We start from the raw sequence: 15,472 nt of genomic DNA, 5'->3' as shown, positions 1-15,472 counted from the left end.
ACCATGAAAAAATACACAGTTGTCATTTTTGGCATATTAGGAACATTGGCATTGATTTATGTTATTGTAGGTGCTGTAAATTATTTTACGCTCATCAATACAATAGAAAAACCATTAGCAACACAAATACATATTCCCGAAGGTGGAAAGCAAACTGAAGTACCTGAAAAATATGTAATTAAAATCAAACTTATGGAAAATCATGAGTTTACTTACAAAACGATAAAATCAAAATTGTCTAATCCATTACCTATTGATTATCAGGCATTTGTTAAAGAAGTCACCCCATTAATAAAACAGATAGGGAAGGATAATGTTGTAATATCGTTGTATTTAAGTGAGGATGAAAAATATAAAGACATCGTGGATATGCTTGATATATTTACGAAAAACGACATAAAAAAATACGCAATTTTGAAAGACAATGAACGAAAATAAAGAGCAATCACATACAGAAAACTACGATTTTCAACATGGCTATCAAAGCGGTTTAGAATCAGTTGAAAAGGAAACTTACGAAGGCTATTTGTCGTCGCAGGTGAATTTTGAATGGCTGACCCGACAATTAACGGAAAAACGTCAAGAACTTTCGGACTTAGGTAAGGTTATTGACCATTGTAAATTGCGTTTCAAAGAGGCTTACGATGCGCTTCAAGACCGTATTTTGAAAGTTAATTTAGCGGGCAAAAATAAAGACCGAACTGAAACTTTATTGGCTGAAAATCAGGAATCTATTCGTCAGTATTCGGAGAAAAGAACGTCTGTTTCTCATAAATATTCGCTTTTTGCAGGGATAATTTATTTGTTGGCAGGTATTTCTTTTGTGGCAGGCGATTTAATTATTTCGCACGAAATTGTGGCGTATGCCCTCAATATTCGTAATAATTTTGAAGCTTGGGCTTTTGCTATTGGCTTGGCAATGGTTTCTGTATTGCTAAAACCTGCTTACGAGCGTTTGATTGAATCTCCTTATACCGATAATAATTCGGTAAAAAGTAAGCGTATTTATGCTTGGTTTAAAGGTATTACGGTTGCTTTTGCAGTAGCTACTTTGTTTATTTTGGGTTGGTTTAGATACGAGGCTTTCAAGACTGACAAAATGAAAGAAGGCGTAAATAAATCTATCAAACAACTTCAAAATCAGGCTTTTGACCCCTTGAATCCTTCTGCTGCACCATCTCCTGAGTTGACTCAGCAAATTGATGCAAAAATGAAGACTTTTGATATTTTAAACGAAAAATTGGTAAACAGTCCTTGGGCGTTGGCATCGTTTGTTTTATCAGGAATTTTATTTGCTTTGGCAGGAGCAATTTGTTTGGGAATTGCCTTTCCAGTTTTGCAATGTTATTGGCAAAGATGGTTGCAAATTGACCCCAAATTGAAGCGTTTACGAAAAGAACAAAAACGTTTAACGACAGAATTACAAGGTTTTGAAGTAGAATTGTCGGAGCAAATTGTTCAGAAAAATATTTTAGAAAACGACTTAAAATTACTGCCTAATTTAGAGACTTTAGAAAGCCAAAAACAGAGCTTGCAAGAAGAAATAAAAAGCATTGAAAACGAAACTCGTTTGGCAGAAACCGATGCCAGAATTGGAGCTTACAACGATGGTTTTGGTAAAGGCTCAATGGTAAGAGACGTTATCAACGACGACGAAGTGAATCAATTTGTAAGAGAAAACTACTTCGATACCAGCACTTTAGCCAACAGAGCAAAGAACAATGTTGGCGATAAAGCCCTTTTCTCAAAACGCCCAAATCTGCGACCACATCAACAATTGAGGAAATTGATTTCGGAGGATTTTTCGGATGGAGAATAAATAAAAAACGGAGATTTAGGTCTCCTTTTTTTATACCATTTCATATTCAAAAACGTGAATATTTAACACATTTTCGATTTTGCAGATAGTTTCAATCGTTAAATTTTCTGAGCCTTTTACGATTTTGTTTACTTGTTGCGGGCTTATTTTTAGTAATGTTGCTAACTCCTTTTGAGAGCTTGGAAACTGGTCTTTACTTTTATTATCACGCAATTTACGCAGTATTTTCAACGCAATTTTTCCTGAGCGTTCTCGCCATGCTTCATTGGCTTGTCTCCATTGAATTTTTTCTAATAAACCAGACTTCTCATCACTTACCAAGCCTAAGAATTTTTCTAAATTTTTGCTCTTTTCCATTGTTAAATATCTAATTCGTTGAATGAATCTAAATCAAAAATACCTTCTGATTGTAAGTATTGTCTGCATTTCTCTAATTTTAGTAATTCATTTTTAGTGTGTTCTCTTTCTTGCATCGTATGTGTCAACTTGATAGCACCTCCTGTAATAACGTAGTAATTAGGCTCAATTTTTATTGCATATAACCTCAACCATCTTCGTCTTGCCTTTTGCTTTGATAAAATGACAGCTCTAAATTCTAAATTATTCAATGGTTTAAAAATAGCATCAAGTGTTTGAAAATTACTTTCGGCAATATCCAGTAAAAGCTTGTCTAAAAGGTTTGCTTCGTTAATCGTTTCTTCAATGGCAGATTCAACGGTCAATCCAAAATATTTTAAATCATTTTTATGATTATCGAAAAATTCTTCTAAAAATTCAAAATCGTTCCAGTCATCAAACAAACGCTCTAATTCATTTGTTTCCTGCTCGTCGTATTTAAAGGAGTATAAACCTGTAATAAAAGTATGAACTATTTTCATAATAATCAACCTATGGGTTTATTATTTGTGTAATTAAAAGTCGTCCTGATTTATATTCAATTAGGACGACTTTAGTATTTACCACGCCCGCCCCGATTTATTTCAATCGGGGCGGACATGGTTTTGCGATTGTATCGCCATTCTCTTAATAAGCCTTAGCAAAAATCACTCTACGGCTTGAAGGATTTCCTGTCAATACGCATTTGCCTTCTTCTTCTTCTGCATCCAATGTAATACAACGGATTGTGGCTTTGGTTAATTCTTTGATTTTCTCCTCTGTTTCTGGCGAACCGTCCCAGTGAGCAGAAATAAAGCCTAATTCGTCGCTTTCGATAATTTTCAAAAACTCGTCCCAAGTATCCACTTTGAAAAGGTGATTTGCTCTGAAATCCAACGCTCTTTGATAAATATTCGCTTGAATATCTTCTAATAAATTAGTCACCGTTTCTACTACCGAATCAATCGCATAAGTTGCTTTTACTTTAGTATCTCTACGAGCAATTTCTACTGTTCCGTTTGCCAAATCTCTTGCTCCGATTGCCAAACGAACAGGTACGCCTTTCAATTCGTATTCTGCAAATTTAAACCCTGGAGATTGTTTATCTGAATTATCAAATTTCACAGAAACTCCTCTTTGTTTTAATGCTTTCACGATAGGAGCAACCGCTTCGGAAATTTGGGCTAATTGTTCTTCACCTTTGAAAATAGGCACAATTACCACTTGAATTGGCGCTAACTTTGGCGGTAAAACTAAACCTTCATCGTCTGAGTGAGCCATGATTAATGCACCCATCAAGCGAGTAGAAACGCCCCAAGATGTTCCCCAAACGTGTTCTTGTTTGTTTTCTTTCGATACAAATTTTACATCAAATGCTTTGGCAAAATTTTGTCCCAAAAAGTGAGAAGTTCCCGCTTGTAAAGCACGCCCATCTTGCATCATTGCCTCAATACAATAAGTTTCGTCAGCTCCTGCAAAACGTTCATTTGCTGTTTTCTTCCCTCTCAAAACAGGTACAGCCATAAATTGTTCTGCAAAAGTGGCATAAACTTCCAACATTTGTTCTGTTTCAAAAATGGCTTCTTCACGAGTGGCGTGTGCGGTGTGTCCTTCTTGCCAAAGGAATTCAGCGGTACGCAAGAATAAACGAGTACGCATTTCCCAACGTACAACGTTTGCCCATTGGTTGATTAGTAAAGGTAAATCACGGTATGATTGAATCCAGTTTCTGTAAGTATTCCAAATGATAGCTTCAGACGTTGGACGAACTACCAATTCTTCTTCCAATTTTGCTTCTGGGTCAACAATTAATTTACCCGGTTTATTTGGGTCATTTTTAAGGCGATAGTGTGTTACTACGGCACATTCTTTGGCGAAACCTTCAGCGTTTTTCTCCTCTGCTTCAAATAAACTTTTAGGTACAAAAAGGGGAAAATAAGCATTTGTATGCCCAGTTTCTTTAAACATATCGTCTAAAGCACGTTGCATTTTTTCCCAGATAGAATAACCATAAGGCTTAATAACCATGCAACCACGCACGGCGGAATTTTCTGCTAAATCAGCACGTTTCACGAGTTCGTTATACCACTCAGAATAATTTTCGCTACGTTTTGGTAGGCTTTTGCTCATTTTTGTTTTTTGTTAATTGTAAATGAGGGAGAAATGGCACGCAGATGCTTCGCAACGCAGATTTACACAGATATTCCACCTACTATTGCTTTCTCCCTTGGCTGGTATTTAGTGTATTGCAAGAGTAAAAAGGTACCTGCGAAAATCTGCGTTATCGCAGGTATCTGTGTAATCTGCGTTCCATTTGTACCACTTTAATCAAATTCTAATCCCTTTCTTGGTAATAATATATTTTTGTTTGATACTTTCGTTAAGTAAAATAGGGGTAAATAATGATTTGATTGTCTTTAATGTATAGTTTCAAAAACATTAAAACGTTCAAGTTTTTAGACTAAAATAATTGCCATTTCTATCCTTATTTTTGAGGGTAAATATTTGACTATCAAATTACTAATTCCCAAAAACTAACACCTAAAAACTAAAAAGTAAATAATTTTGTTAATGCTGTGTTAAATATCTTGCAAAGATAAGTTTTTGTAGTAAGTTTGACACGAAATTATCCATTTGAAAGTGTGTTAATTTGAAAATTTATCAATTAACCGTTCTTTCAAATTATTAAATTGAATAATTTCCCAAAATAAAATACCTAAAATCATGAACATTGCACAATCCATCAAACTCTTTTCAGTCGCAGCATTGATGAGTGTTGTTTGGGGATGTAGTTCCTCAAAGCAAGTAGCAAAGTCTTCGACCTCTGAGGTGTACGATGATATGTATGCTTCTGCCAATGAAACACGTCCTGCTACCTTAACCAGTCGTGAACGTTATTATCAAGCTCAGGAGGAGGAATATCTTAACCGTAATCCAGAATATAGAGAGCAAAATAATACGAATCAGAATGCTCAAGGTACAGATGAATATTATTCTCAGAATTGGATAAATTCTCGTGGATACTATCAAAATCAAGTACCTTATGCTAATGGTTATGGTAATTATAATAATGGGTATAATTCCCCTTTCAATAATTACGGTTTTAATAATTGGTATGGAAACCCCGGTATTTCATTCGGTATGGGCTTTGGAGGATATTATAATAATCCTTGGAATTCATACGGTGCTTATAATCCTTACAATCCTTTCGGAAGTGGAATGTACGATACTTGGGGATATTCGGGATATAGACCGTGGGGATATAGCAGTGGCTTCTCATTATGGGGTTCTTATGCTTACAATCCTTTTGGCTACGGATACAGTCCTTATGGATATAGCAGCTATTATGACCCTTGGGGATATGGTTACAGAGGTTATGGAAATACGTATGTGTACAACTATGGCTCAAATGTAACGGGTGCTAATGGAAATTATAGTAACCCTGTTCCACGTACTCCACGTCAGAGAGATACTTATTCGTCATCGGCTTATAATGGTGACTATAGTGGTAATCGTGGTGGAAATACTTCTCCACGTGGCAACAGAAATGACGCAGGTTATACTACTGGCAATACAAGTAGTAATGGTAACAATGACTATTATTCTCGTCCAAGACGTGACAATGGTTATTCAAGCAGTACTACTTCTGGTGGTAATTCATCGAATGCAAACACTCGTTCTAATAGCTCTTGGAACTGGTCTAATAATAATTCAAATACCTCAAATAGTAACTCTTCTTGGGGGGCAAATCGTAGTACAACTACTACGCCAAGTTCATCATGGGGAGGTTCATCAAGTAGTGGTAGTTCAAGCGGAGGCTCATCGGGTTCGTCTGGTGGCGGAGGCGGTGGTTCAAGAGGTCCACGTTAATATTAACAAAACATTAACATAAAATATACCCCTCAAAATAGCAAATTGAGGGGTATATTTCGTTTAAAGGTAGGGGAATATAAATATTTAGGTGTCATCTTTGTATAAAACTCTTATCCTTCCACAAATTCATAATCCGTTAAATACATGAAAATTTCATTTGGCTTTTTTGCATTTATACTAACATTTGCTTCGCTTCAGGTTGTTGCACAAGATAATAGTTATGAAGCCTTAGCAAAAATGTTTTCGCAAACAGCTCCTACGGGAACAGCTCGTTTTCAAGCAATTGGAGGTAGTCATTCTGCTTTAGGGGCAGATGTAAGTTCGGCAGCGGGTAATCCCGCAGGATTGGGTTTTTATACACGTTCAGAATTTAGTTTTACACCAGGGTATCAAAGTGCAAGCAATAGTTCTATTTATGCTGTTGAACCGGGGCGAACTACAAACTCGAATGTAAATAATTTTAATATTGCCAATATTGGAGTTGTTTTTGGAGGAGCAGAACCTCAATTTCGTGAAGGCTGGAGAGGAGCTTTTTCTATTTCTTTCTCACGTCAAAGTACCTTGTATAATAATGTAAGTTTTGCAGGAAATGGAGCTTCAAGTTCTATTACAGATAGTTATGCAGAGTCTTTGAATAGACAAATTACGTATGACCAAGTTTATAACCCCAATCCACTTACGCAATCAGATTTGTTATATGCTTTGAATAACAATGCCCCCAATAATTTTGGAGGAACATCAAGCATGAATTATTGGGGATATTTGGTAACGGCTACTAACAATACTACAAATCCATTTATTGGTGCAGAACCCAACGCAAAAGTAAATCAGAGTTTTAATTTCCAATCTACTGGACGTGTAAGCCAATGGACGCTTGCTTATGGAGGTACTGCCAATGAGAAATTTTATATTGGAGGTAGCTTAGGGATTCCAAGTTATCATTATGAAACAGTAAAGAATTTTACCGAAAATTTCCAATCATATCAAGAAATCAAAGGTTTTACAGATTCTCGTTTACTTACATCAAGCGGAACAGGAATTAATTTGACCGTTGGAACTATCTACAAACCTAATGATATGATTCGCTTTGGATTGTCTGTGGTTACGCCAACTTGGTACGATGTCGATGAAACAAGTTCTTCGGCAAAAGTTATTAATGTAGATGAAACAAAAGGAATTGATTTAGGAACAAATCCTGACCGTAATATTTTGAACAGATTGATAGGCATTGGATATAAAGTTGCTCAAAGAAATAACGTTTATTATATCACGAGTATTCCGAGACTTTCAACGGTAACTTATGAAGATAATTACCAACTCCGTACTCCATTTAAAGCCAACGGGGGTGTTGCTTTATTTTTCAAGAAAAAAGGCTTTGTTTCGGCTGATATTGAATATGTAGCTTATAAAGGAATGAACGTTAGCACAACAAATCCAGACTCAGAGATTATTGGAGATTTAGAAAATTCGGCAGCTAATATAAAACTGTTTTATAATAACGTTTTGAATGTAAAAATAGGAGGGGAATATCGTGTAGGAAATGTTAGCTTGAGAGGTGGTTTCAATTATATGCCAACACCGTACAGTACCAACTTTGACAGTGGAAATACTATTGACCGTTCTCAGAAAATCTATTCAGCAGGACTTGGTTATAGAACAAATGAGTTTTATATCGACGTTACGGGTATGTACGGAACAACTCAGCAATCATTTACGCCTTATTCTTTGTCAAGTTCTGGAGATTATGCTTCTGCCAAAATTGATAATAGCTACGTAAAAGGTTTAGTAAGTTTCGGAATATTCTTTTAAGATAATTATAACCTTGCCCATTTCTACGACCTCCAAATTTTTGGAGGTCGTTTTGTTTGTATCAACTCGAAAAAAAGGTAAATTCGTTGAAACACGAAATTCATGTTCGTAAAATAACGAATCAACTATGAACAAACGCTTACTTTCACTTGATGTCTTTCGGGGCATGACGGTCGCTTTGATGATTTTGGTAAACAATGCAGGAGATTGGGGACATATTTATCTTCCGCTCGAACACGCAGAATGGAATGGTTGTACACCTACCGACTTAGTTTTTCCTTTCTTTCTCTTCATCGTTGGCGTTTCTATTTCTTATGCTTTTCAAGGAAAAACTGCCGATAAAGAGACTGTCTCCAAACTTATTATTCGCTCTTTAAAACTATTTGGATTGGGTTTATTCCTTTCTCTTTTCCCCAAATTTGACTTTTCCGTAGTACGTATTCCGGGAGTGCTTCAACGCATTGCAATCGTATTTTTTATTTGTTCATTAATCTATTTAACGACTAAAAATAAAACGCAACAAATTACCTTCGTTGTTATTCTGATTGTCTATTGGATATTGATGACTTTCGTCCCTGTTCCTGATTATGGCGTTGCTAATCTACAACCAGAATATAATTTGGGAGCATATTTAGATAGATTAATTATGGGAATCCCTCACCTTTATAAAAATGGAAAAACTTGGGACCCAGAAGGTTTATTAAGCACCTTACCAGCCGTTGCAACAGGACTTTCGGGCGTATTGACAGGTACTTGGTTACAGAGAAAAGACAAAGAAGTTGGAGAAAAATTGACGAATTTATATTTGTTCGGTTGTGTGTTTATGCTTTTAGGTTGGATTTGGGACGCTGCGGGTTTTCCAATAAACAAAGCTTTATGGACAAGTTCGTATGTTCTTTGGACTTCTGGCTTAGCTCTTTGTTTCTTAGCCAGTTTTTATTGGCTTATTGACGTAAAAGGCTATCAAAAATGGACAAAACCTTTTGTGGTGTATGGGGTAAATGCCATTACGGTTTTCTTTCTCTCGGGATTAATTCCAAGAATTATGAGAATGATAAATATTACAACAGTCAATGGCGAAGAAATTAATTCGGAGAGATGGATGTATAAAACCTTAATTGCTCCCATATTTGAAAATCCTTATAATGCTTCTGCCGCAGGTGCTTTGACGGTCGTTATTATTTGGCTCGGAATTTTGTGGGCAATGTACGAGAAGAAAGTAATTGTGAAAGTGTGATGTGGGGAAGGAGGTAAAAGAAAATGGAGAAAGGTGTTAATACAACCTTTCTCCATTTTTTTTCGTCTTAAAGAACAACTACTGAATTTTCGTCAGCAGAAACGCCACTTGGAACGTATTTATCAGCTGCTTCGTCATTAATCCAGTTATCGTTATCAACCAAATAACGGAAAGCAAATTCTCTACCTTTTTCTAATTCTACTGATGCTTTAAAAGTACCATCTTTTTGTTTTTTCAAAGCCGTTGGATTCCATTCGTTAAAATCTCCTACTAAGCTTACTGATTTTGCTCCATTTACTGTATCTGCCGAAACTGCAAAAGTAACTTTACATACAGGTTTGCTTTTTGAATAAGTTTTGCTGATTGCCATAATTGTAATGAGTTTTAAGATTAATATTTTGTTATTAAATTAATTCGATTTTATTACATTATAATGCAAATATTCAAAAAATATTTTCATACTAACTTAATTATCAAGTAATTAATTTTTAATAATATTGAAATAATTATATATTATAGAAAATAAAGTAAAAAACCTTTGACGTTAAATCTAAATTTTAAAAACTATATAAAATCACACAATTCAAAACAATAGACAATTGAAACAAAAACGAACGAATATCAATAAAACAAAAATTATAATACGGCAATCATTTTTTATCCATAAACCTTACCTTTGCGTATTGACTCTATTGTTCTCGACAACAAATAACATGAAAAAAATCCTCTTTATCATACTTGCTTTTTTCTCCTTTTCGGCCTATACCCAGCAAAAGCATTTAACCGTTTACACAGAAGATTCTGATATTAGGCATCAAATTTATGTTGGTTCATCGTTTCCATTGAGGGTTCAGGCAGGATACGAGTTTCAATATAAAAGGTTGCAAATTGGTGTATTTGCGGGTTTTACACCCAAAAAATACCAGAATTTTGTTATTGAATTTTTGAGAAGTATTCAAAGCTCATACAGAGATGAATTAAGTTATATAAAAGTTATGGCTGAGCCTAAATTTCAATACGGGGGAGAATTAAAGTTTAATCTTGGCAGAAATATCTCAGTAGGAGCAACCGCCCAAACTTTTAACGGAACAATAACTGATACTCCTAAGAAGATGGTAGAAGGCATTTTGCCCGAAGAAGCCGTGAATATTGCTTTATTGGCTGACTATTCTACTGAAGCGAAAAATGCCTATGAAAATAAGCAAATTGAAGCTGTAATGAATACCATTTTGGCTGGTCCAACCATTGAAAAAACGTTTTGGTTGAACAATAATGAAACGATTTTTATCAAGGCTAAAGTGGCATATTGGTTTTTGGTAAAACGTGAATACGATTTAGCTCCAACAGATTTTTCGTCTCTTGAACAATTGGGAATACAAACATTAAAACCACGATTTGTCAATAAATTAGAGAAAATCTCGACGCAATTACAAGCTCCAAGTTTTGGCTTAGAATTGGGTTTTGCTTTTTAGAAGTGGAACGGATTGGAAAATCCGTTCTGCTTTTTATAAATCTCCTAATTGCGGACGAATTAAAATTTCTTCTAAAACGGTTGTATTGGGTAAACAGTGAGCCGTCCAAACAACCTGAGCAATATCATCAGAAGCAATAAAACGTTCTGCTGGTAACTCAACGCCCGCCCACGAATCTGTCAATGTTGCCCCCGGTAAAATACTCGTAACTCGTACATGATGCGGTTTTAATTCTTCACGCAAAACCTTGCTCATGCCCAATAACGCAAATTTTGAAATACAATAAGAACCTCCGTTGGTATAAGCCGTAATACTCGCCGTTGAACAAATGTTAAAAATATGTCCTTCTTTTTTAGCAATCATGTCACCAACTAAGGCTCTTGTGAGATAATAAGCACTGTACAAATTTGTCTCAATCATGGCTTCGAGCGTGCCTTCAGCTTCATTGTTAATTTCACCGGGTAAGAAAAAACCTGTATTGTTGACTAATATATCTACTTGATTAACAGTCTGTTTGACAAAATCAGCAAAAGCTAAAACTTCATTTTTCTTCGATAAATCTGCTTTGAAAAAATGTACATTTTCTGGGAAATTATCATCTTCACTTCTTGCACAAGTTAATACTGTAAAACCTTCTTTGGCAAATTTTTCTACAATGGCTCTGCCAATACCTTTTGTACCACCTGTTACAACTATCGTTTTGTTCATTATCTTTGCTTTTATTGAACTGTAAAGTTAAAGATAAAAAGTAACACAGACTTTAGTCTGTCATTGTAAACAGACTAAAGTCTGTGTTACAGTATCAACTTCTAAAACTAAAAAGATGTCAAGATTAGGTAAATATTTAATTTTTCTGGGAAAACTCTTCACCAATAGAGAAAAGTTTAGAGTTTATTTTGCGTTAGTATTCGATGAAGCCGTACAGATAGGTATTGGTTCATTATTGATTGTGGCAATCGTTTCGTTTTTCTTGGGAGCCGTTACGTGCGTGCAAACCGCTGCAAACTTAGATAACCCATTTGTACCCCATTATATCATCAGTCTTATCGTTAGAGATTCTACTATTTTAGAATTTGCTCCGACCATTACAGGTATTGTTTTGGCAGGAAAAGTAGGGTCAAATATTGCGGGAGAATTAGGAACGATGCGAATTACGGAACAAATAGATGCTTTGGAAGTGATGGGAATTAATTCGACTTCGTATTTAGTTTTACCCAAAATAGTAGCGGCAATTTTAGTATTTCCGATGTTGGTAACTTTAGCCGCATTTCTTTCTATTTGGGGGGGATATTTAGCAGGTTGGATGACAGGAGCAATTTCTCCACAAGAATATATACAAGGGATTCAGTTTGAATTTAAAGCTTTTAACGTGCCTTTTGCTCTGATTAAAGCGGTTGTTTTTGCCTTCTTGATTGTGTCAATTTCAGCCTATCAAGGATATTTTACGAGCGGAGGAGCTTTAGAAGTTGGAAAAGCAAGTACAGCAGCCGTAACTAATAGTTGCATTGCCGTTTTGATTGCAGATTATTTATTGGCTCAGTTACTGATAACGACGTAAGGTAAATGGTTCAACTTCCCGAAAGTTTTTTAACTTTCGGGAAGTTCCAAAGTGGAATATTTTACCCCAAAAACGAAATTAATTTAATCGCTTCCATTGCCTCTTTCACATCGTGAACCCGCAAAATATTTGCTCCTTTCATCAAAGCAACGGTATTCAAAACGGTTGAGCCGTTCAAAGAATCATTCGGTGAAATATTTAATTTTCGCCAAATCATAGATTTTCTGGAAACACCTACCAACATTGGGCAATCCAATAATCTAAAATCTTCTAAATGTTTCAATAAAACATAATTTTGGTCGGCTGTTTTGGCAAAACCAAAGCCCAAATCAATGATAATATCTTTTTGTCCTAATTGGCGTAATTGGTAAACTTTCTTTTGTAAGTCGTCCAAAACATCATTTACCAAATCGTCATAATCAGTCATTTGTGTCATCGTTTCAATCGTTCCTCTCATGTGCATCAACACGTAAGGAACGCCCAAACGAGCCACTGTTTCAAACATTTTATCATCTAAAATTCCACCCGAAACATCATTAATTATCACCGCACCCGCTTCTACGCATTTTTGAGCGACATTTGAACGAAAAGTATCAATTGAAATCAATGCTTCTGGGAATTTCTGCATAATTGCCTCAATAACAGGCAATACTCGGTTTAACTCCTCTTCTTCACTCACAGGACTTGCTCCGGGGCGAGTAGAATGTCCACCAATATCCAAGAAAGTAGCTCCTTCCGAAAGCATTTTTTCGGCTCTGTCCAATACCTTCGACAAATCAGTAAAGCGATTGCCTTCAAAAAAAGAATCGGGGGTAATATTTAAAATCCCCATGATGTGGGGTTGTGAGAGGTCGAGGAGGTTTTGTTTTAGGTTGATTAGCATTATTTGAGAGGAAACGATAAATTTTTATTTCAAAGGATTATCCATCCATATTTGATTTATATGTGGATTGGATGTTGTATCAGCATTTTTTACAATACTGAATAAATAAAGAAAATTGTCTTTTTGGACAATACGAAAACTTTGGATTCGAGGTTGTCTATTTTCAAGGTCAGAGTCATAGATTTGTCTGACGAATAAACCTTTATCTTTTACCGAAAATGAGTCAAGGTCATACCATTGATTTGTAAAATCTCCGTTCATGTAGAGAATGGAATTTGAAATAATCAAAAATATAAAAATAGATATTTTAAATAATGTTTGTTTTTTATTGGAGATACTGTAAATCAAAACTAATGAACAGGTAATGAATGGCAAGTATGAAACTTTATCATAAATTTTCAATAATGAATTGTTACTCAATGTGATTGGAAAAGTAGTTCCAGTCCACCAACAGTACATTTTAAGTAATATTAGTACAAAATAGAGAACTACGAATATATAAATTACACCTTTAAATGGGGATATATTTTTCATGAATGAAAGTTATATTTTCTATAATTTACTTTTGTCTTCTGAGGGTGCCGTTTCAAGGCAGAAGTATCCATCTCACAAAGCTAATCATTTCAAGAAAATAAAAAGTGTTTTATCCTGTTTTTGAATTAACTATTAAAAACACCTAAACGACTTGCTTCTAAGGACATTTTCGAGTAATTTTCATAAAAAATCAGCATTATGACAACATTAGAAATTAATATTCTTGATGACGAAAGTCTAATTTTGGATGTTCTGAGAGCATTTGAACAAAGACATTTACTGATTTTTACCAATAAAAAATCATATTCATTCTCTGGTAAAAAAATGGAAGAAATGGAATATGAAGATATGCTCAATGAAGCACGAAAAACACCCGCTTACTCACTTGAACAAGCCAAAAAGTATTTGAATCTATGACCCGTGAATTAATCTTACGTGAAAGATTTTTAGATAGTTTATTAGAAATTGAAGCCTATTTGAGTCAGTACATTGGTTCAAAAAAAGCTCGAAAATTTCCCAGTGACGTTATTGGTTTTATCTCTGATATAATCGTTAATAATCCATTCGCTTTTATGAAATATGAAAGCCGTTTTCCTGAAAATTCAAATATAAGAAGAGCTGTTTTTAAAATGATTATTGTATTGTTTATGAAGTAACAGATGAAAAAATTGACATTCTGAATATTTATCATACCAGTAGAGACCCAAACGAAGTATTACTTTAGACGTCCTACTATATCTCCAAATTTAATTCTTACAAAATTTATCAAATAACCTCATGGGACTTTTAAACGCATTAATGGGAAATTCTTCGGAAGTTTCGCCAGATAAAATTTTACATGAATTTGAGCCAATCTTGATTGAAGGCGAAACAATCGTAAAGTCTTTCAAACTTATCCGTGATATGTTTGTGTTTACGAATAAACGCTTGATATTGGTTGATAAACAAGGAGTTACGGGTTCAAAAACTGACTTTATGACAATTCCTTATAAGTCAGTTAATTATTTCTCAAAACGCTCGGCAAGCCTGCTCGACCTCGATGCCGAAATCTTGATTTGGGTAAAAGGCTCAGAAACTCCTATTCAAAAAGACTTCCGCAAGGGTGAAAATATCAATGATGTTTATAAAACCTTGAGTAGCTTTGTACTTGCTTAATTAGGTATGAGGTATGAGGTATAAGGTATGGGGTAGCTGTTTCAGTTCATTTTCATCACCTCATACCTCATACCTCATATCTACTACCTAAAATCATGACCCAAACAGAAACAGAATACAGACAAATTATTTCTATTTGTAAAGCATTATTTCAAAAGAAAAACAAAGATTATGGTACTTCTTGGCGGATTTTACGCTTACCAAGTCTTACCGACCAAATATTTATTAAGGCTCAACGCATTCGTTCAATTCAAGAAAAAGGTGTTCAAAAAATTGAAGATGGTATTGAAGGCGAGTTTATCGGCATTATCAATTATTGTGTAATTGCTTTGATTCAGAAAAAGTTAGAAGGTTCTAATAAAATGGAGTTTTCGGAACAAGAATTGAGTGATTTATACGATGAACAAGTAGAGGAAACGCTTGATTTGCAAAAAAATAAAAATCACGATTATGACGAAGCTTGGCGTGATATGCGAATCAGTTCAATGACGGATTTAATCTTGATGAAGATTTTTAGAACAAAACAAATTGAAGATAATCAGGGAGTTACCATTGTTTCGGAAGGCATTGAAGCGAATTATCAAGATATGATGAATTATGCCGTTTTTTGTATGATTAAGATGAAATTGTAACACAGACTTTAGTCTGTATGAAGAAGTTAAAGTAACACAGATTTTAGGCTGTCCTTTATTATTTATACAGACTAAAGTCTGTGTTACTTTAACTTTTCATTAACAGCAAGCTCAACTTTTTAGCA

The 15,472-nt window shown here is 34.9% G+C and carries 18 protein-coding genes; 11 read left to right on the top strand and 7 right to left on the bottom strand.

Annotation, left to right across the window (positions count from 1 at the left end; translation table 11 throughout):
* The first annotated feature begins 3 nt into the window (after positions 1–3).
* On the top strand, positions 4–438 hold the full coding sequence (locus LV89_RS05370; protein ID WP_109741846.1) for a hypothetical protein: 435 nt from the start codon (positions 4–6) through the stop codon (positions 436–438).
* On the top strand, positions 425–1,819 hold the full coding sequence (locus tag LV89_RS05365) for a hypothetical protein (RefSeq protein WP_109741845.1): 1,395 nt from the start codon (positions 425–427) through the stop codon (positions 1,817–1,819). The genes LV89_RS05370 and LV89_RS05365 overlap by 14 nt, the downstream gene beginning before the upstream one ends.
* A gap of 30 nt (positions 1,820–1,849) precedes the next feature.
* On the opposite strand, the gene LV89_RS05360 is transcribed toward LV89_RS05365, so the two are convergent.
* From LV89_RS05360 to proS, 3 genes are all read right to left on the bottom strand, one after another.
* Entirely contained in the window at positions 1,850–2,176 is a 327-nt protein-coding gene (locus LV89_RS05360; RefSeq protein WP_109741844.1) for a helix-turn-helix domain-containing protein, read from the bottom strand.
* Positions 2,177–2,178: 2 nt separating this feature from the next.
* Entirely contained in the window at positions 2,179–2,697 is a 519-nt protein-coding gene (locus LV89_RS05355) for a hypothetical protein (RefSeq protein WP_109741843.1), read from the bottom strand.
* A gap of 145 nt (positions 2,698–2,842) precedes the next feature.
* Complete coding sequence (proS, locus tag LV89_RS05350; RefSeq protein WP_109741842.1) at positions 2,843–4,324, bottom strand: proline--tRNA ligase; 1,482 nt, start codon at positions 4,322–4,324, stop codon at positions 2,843–2,845.
* 594 nt (positions 4,325–4,918) lie between these two features.
* On the opposite strand from proS, the gene LV89_RS05345 reads away from it, so the two are divergent.
* From LV89_RS05345 to LV89_RS05335, 3 genes are all read left to right on the top strand, one after another.
* Complete coding sequence (locus LV89_RS05345; protein WP_109741841.1) at positions 4,919–6,064, top strand: hypothetical protein; 1,146 nt, start codon at positions 4,919–4,921, stop codon at positions 6,062–6,064.
* A 147-nt stretch (positions 6,065–6,211) separates the two neighbouring features.
* Entirely contained in the window at positions 6,212–7,876 is a 1,665-nt protein-coding gene (locus tag LV89_RS05340; protein ID WP_109741840.1) for an OmpP1/FadL family transporter, read from the top strand.
* A 127-nt stretch (positions 7,877–8,003) separates the two neighbouring features.
* A complete protein-coding gene (locus LV89_RS05335; protein ID WP_109741839.1) occupies positions 8,004–9,113 on the top strand; it encodes an acyltransferase family protein in 1,110 nt (369 codons plus the stop codon).
* 67 nt (positions 9,114–9,180) lie between these two features.
* Here LV89_RS05335 and LV89_RS05330 read toward each other — a convergent pair whose 3' ends face one another.
* Positions 9,181–9,483, bottom strand: coding sequence for an isoamylase early set domain-containing protein (locus tag LV89_RS05330; protein WP_109741838.1), 303 nt, complete (start codon positions 9,481–9,483; stop codon positions 9,181–9,183).
* A 343-nt stretch (positions 9,484–9,826) separates the two neighbouring features.
* On the opposite strand from LV89_RS05330, the gene LV89_RS05325 reads away from it, so the two are divergent.
* Positions 9,827–10,585 (top strand): hypothetical protein, encoded by a 759-nt coding sequence (locus LV89_RS05325; RefSeq protein ID WP_109741837.1) that lies wholly within the window; start codon positions 9,827–9,829, stop codon positions 10,583–10,585.
* Between the two features lie 33 nt (positions 10,586–10,618).
* On the opposite strand, the gene LV89_RS05320 is transcribed toward LV89_RS05325, so the two are convergent.
* A complete protein-coding gene (locus LV89_RS05320; protein WP_109741836.1) occupies positions 10,619–11,293 on the bottom strand; it encodes an SDR family oxidoreductase in 675 nt (224 codons plus the stop codon).
* A 115-nt stretch (positions 11,294–11,408) separates the two neighbouring features.
* Between LV89_RS05320 and LV89_RS05315 the strand changes: the two genes are divergently transcribed.
* Positions 11,409–12,143 carry an MlaE family ABC transporter permease gene (locus tag LV89_RS05315; protein ID WP_109741835.1) on the top strand — a complete coding sequence of 245 codons (735 nt, stop codon included), beginning with the start codon at positions 11,409–11,411 and terminating at the stop codon, positions 12,141–12,143.
* Positions 12,144–12,204: 61 nt separating this feature from the next.
* On the opposite strand, the gene folP is transcribed toward LV89_RS05315, so the two are convergent.
* Both folP and LV89_RS05305 read right to left on the bottom strand, forming a co-directional pair.
* A complete protein-coding gene (folP, locus tag LV89_RS05310) occupies positions 12,205–13,026 on the bottom strand; it encodes a dihydropteroate synthase (protein ID WP_109741834.1) in 822 nt (273 codons plus the stop codon).
* 24 nt (positions 13,027–13,050) lie between these two features.
* Positions 13,051–13,560 (bottom strand): hypothetical protein, encoded by a 510-nt coding sequence (locus LV89_RS05305; RefSeq protein ID WP_146199084.1) that lies wholly within the window; start codon positions 13,558–13,560, stop codon positions 13,051–13,053.
* Between the two features lie 198 nt (positions 13,561–13,758).
* Here LV89_RS05305 and LV89_RS05300 point away from each other — a divergent pair, with 198 nt between their 5' ends.
* The 4 genes from LV89_RS05300 to LV89_RS05285 all read left to right on the top strand — a co-directional run bounded on the left by LV89_RS05300 (position 13,759) and on the right by LV89_RS05285 (position 15,347).
* Positions 13,759–13,977 carry a hypothetical protein gene (locus LV89_RS05300; RefSeq protein WP_109741832.1) on the top strand — a complete coding sequence of 73 codons (219 nt, stop codon included), beginning with the start codon at positions 13,759–13,761 and terminating at the stop codon, positions 13,975–13,977.
* Positions 13,974–14,216 (top strand): hypothetical protein, encoded by a 243-nt coding sequence (locus LV89_RS05295; protein WP_109741831.1) that lies wholly within the window; start codon positions 13,974–13,976, stop codon positions 14,214–14,216. The genes LV89_RS05300 and LV89_RS05295 overlap by 4 nt, the downstream gene beginning before the upstream one ends.
* A 121-nt stretch (positions 14,217–14,337) precedes the next feature.
* A complete protein-coding gene (locus tag LV89_RS05290; protein WP_109741830.1) occupies positions 14,338–14,715 on the top strand; it encodes a PH domain-containing protein in 378 nt (125 codons plus the stop codon).
* A gap of 92 nt (positions 14,716–14,807) precedes the next feature.
* Positions 14,808–15,347, top strand: coding sequence for a DUF1599 domain-containing protein (locus LV89_RS05285; protein ID WP_109741829.1), 540 nt, complete (start codon positions 14,808–14,810; stop codon positions 15,345–15,347).
* Positions 15,348–15,472 lie beyond the last annotated feature (125 nt).

It is taken from the genome of Arcicella aurantiaca, assembly GCF_003148625.1.
GTDB lineage: Bacteria > Bacteroidota > Bacteroidia > Cytophagales > Spirosomataceae > Arcicella > Arcicella aurantiaca.
The sequence above is the reverse complement of the archived record's forward strand: the minus strand, read 5'-3'. Positions and strand labels throughout refer to the sequence as shown.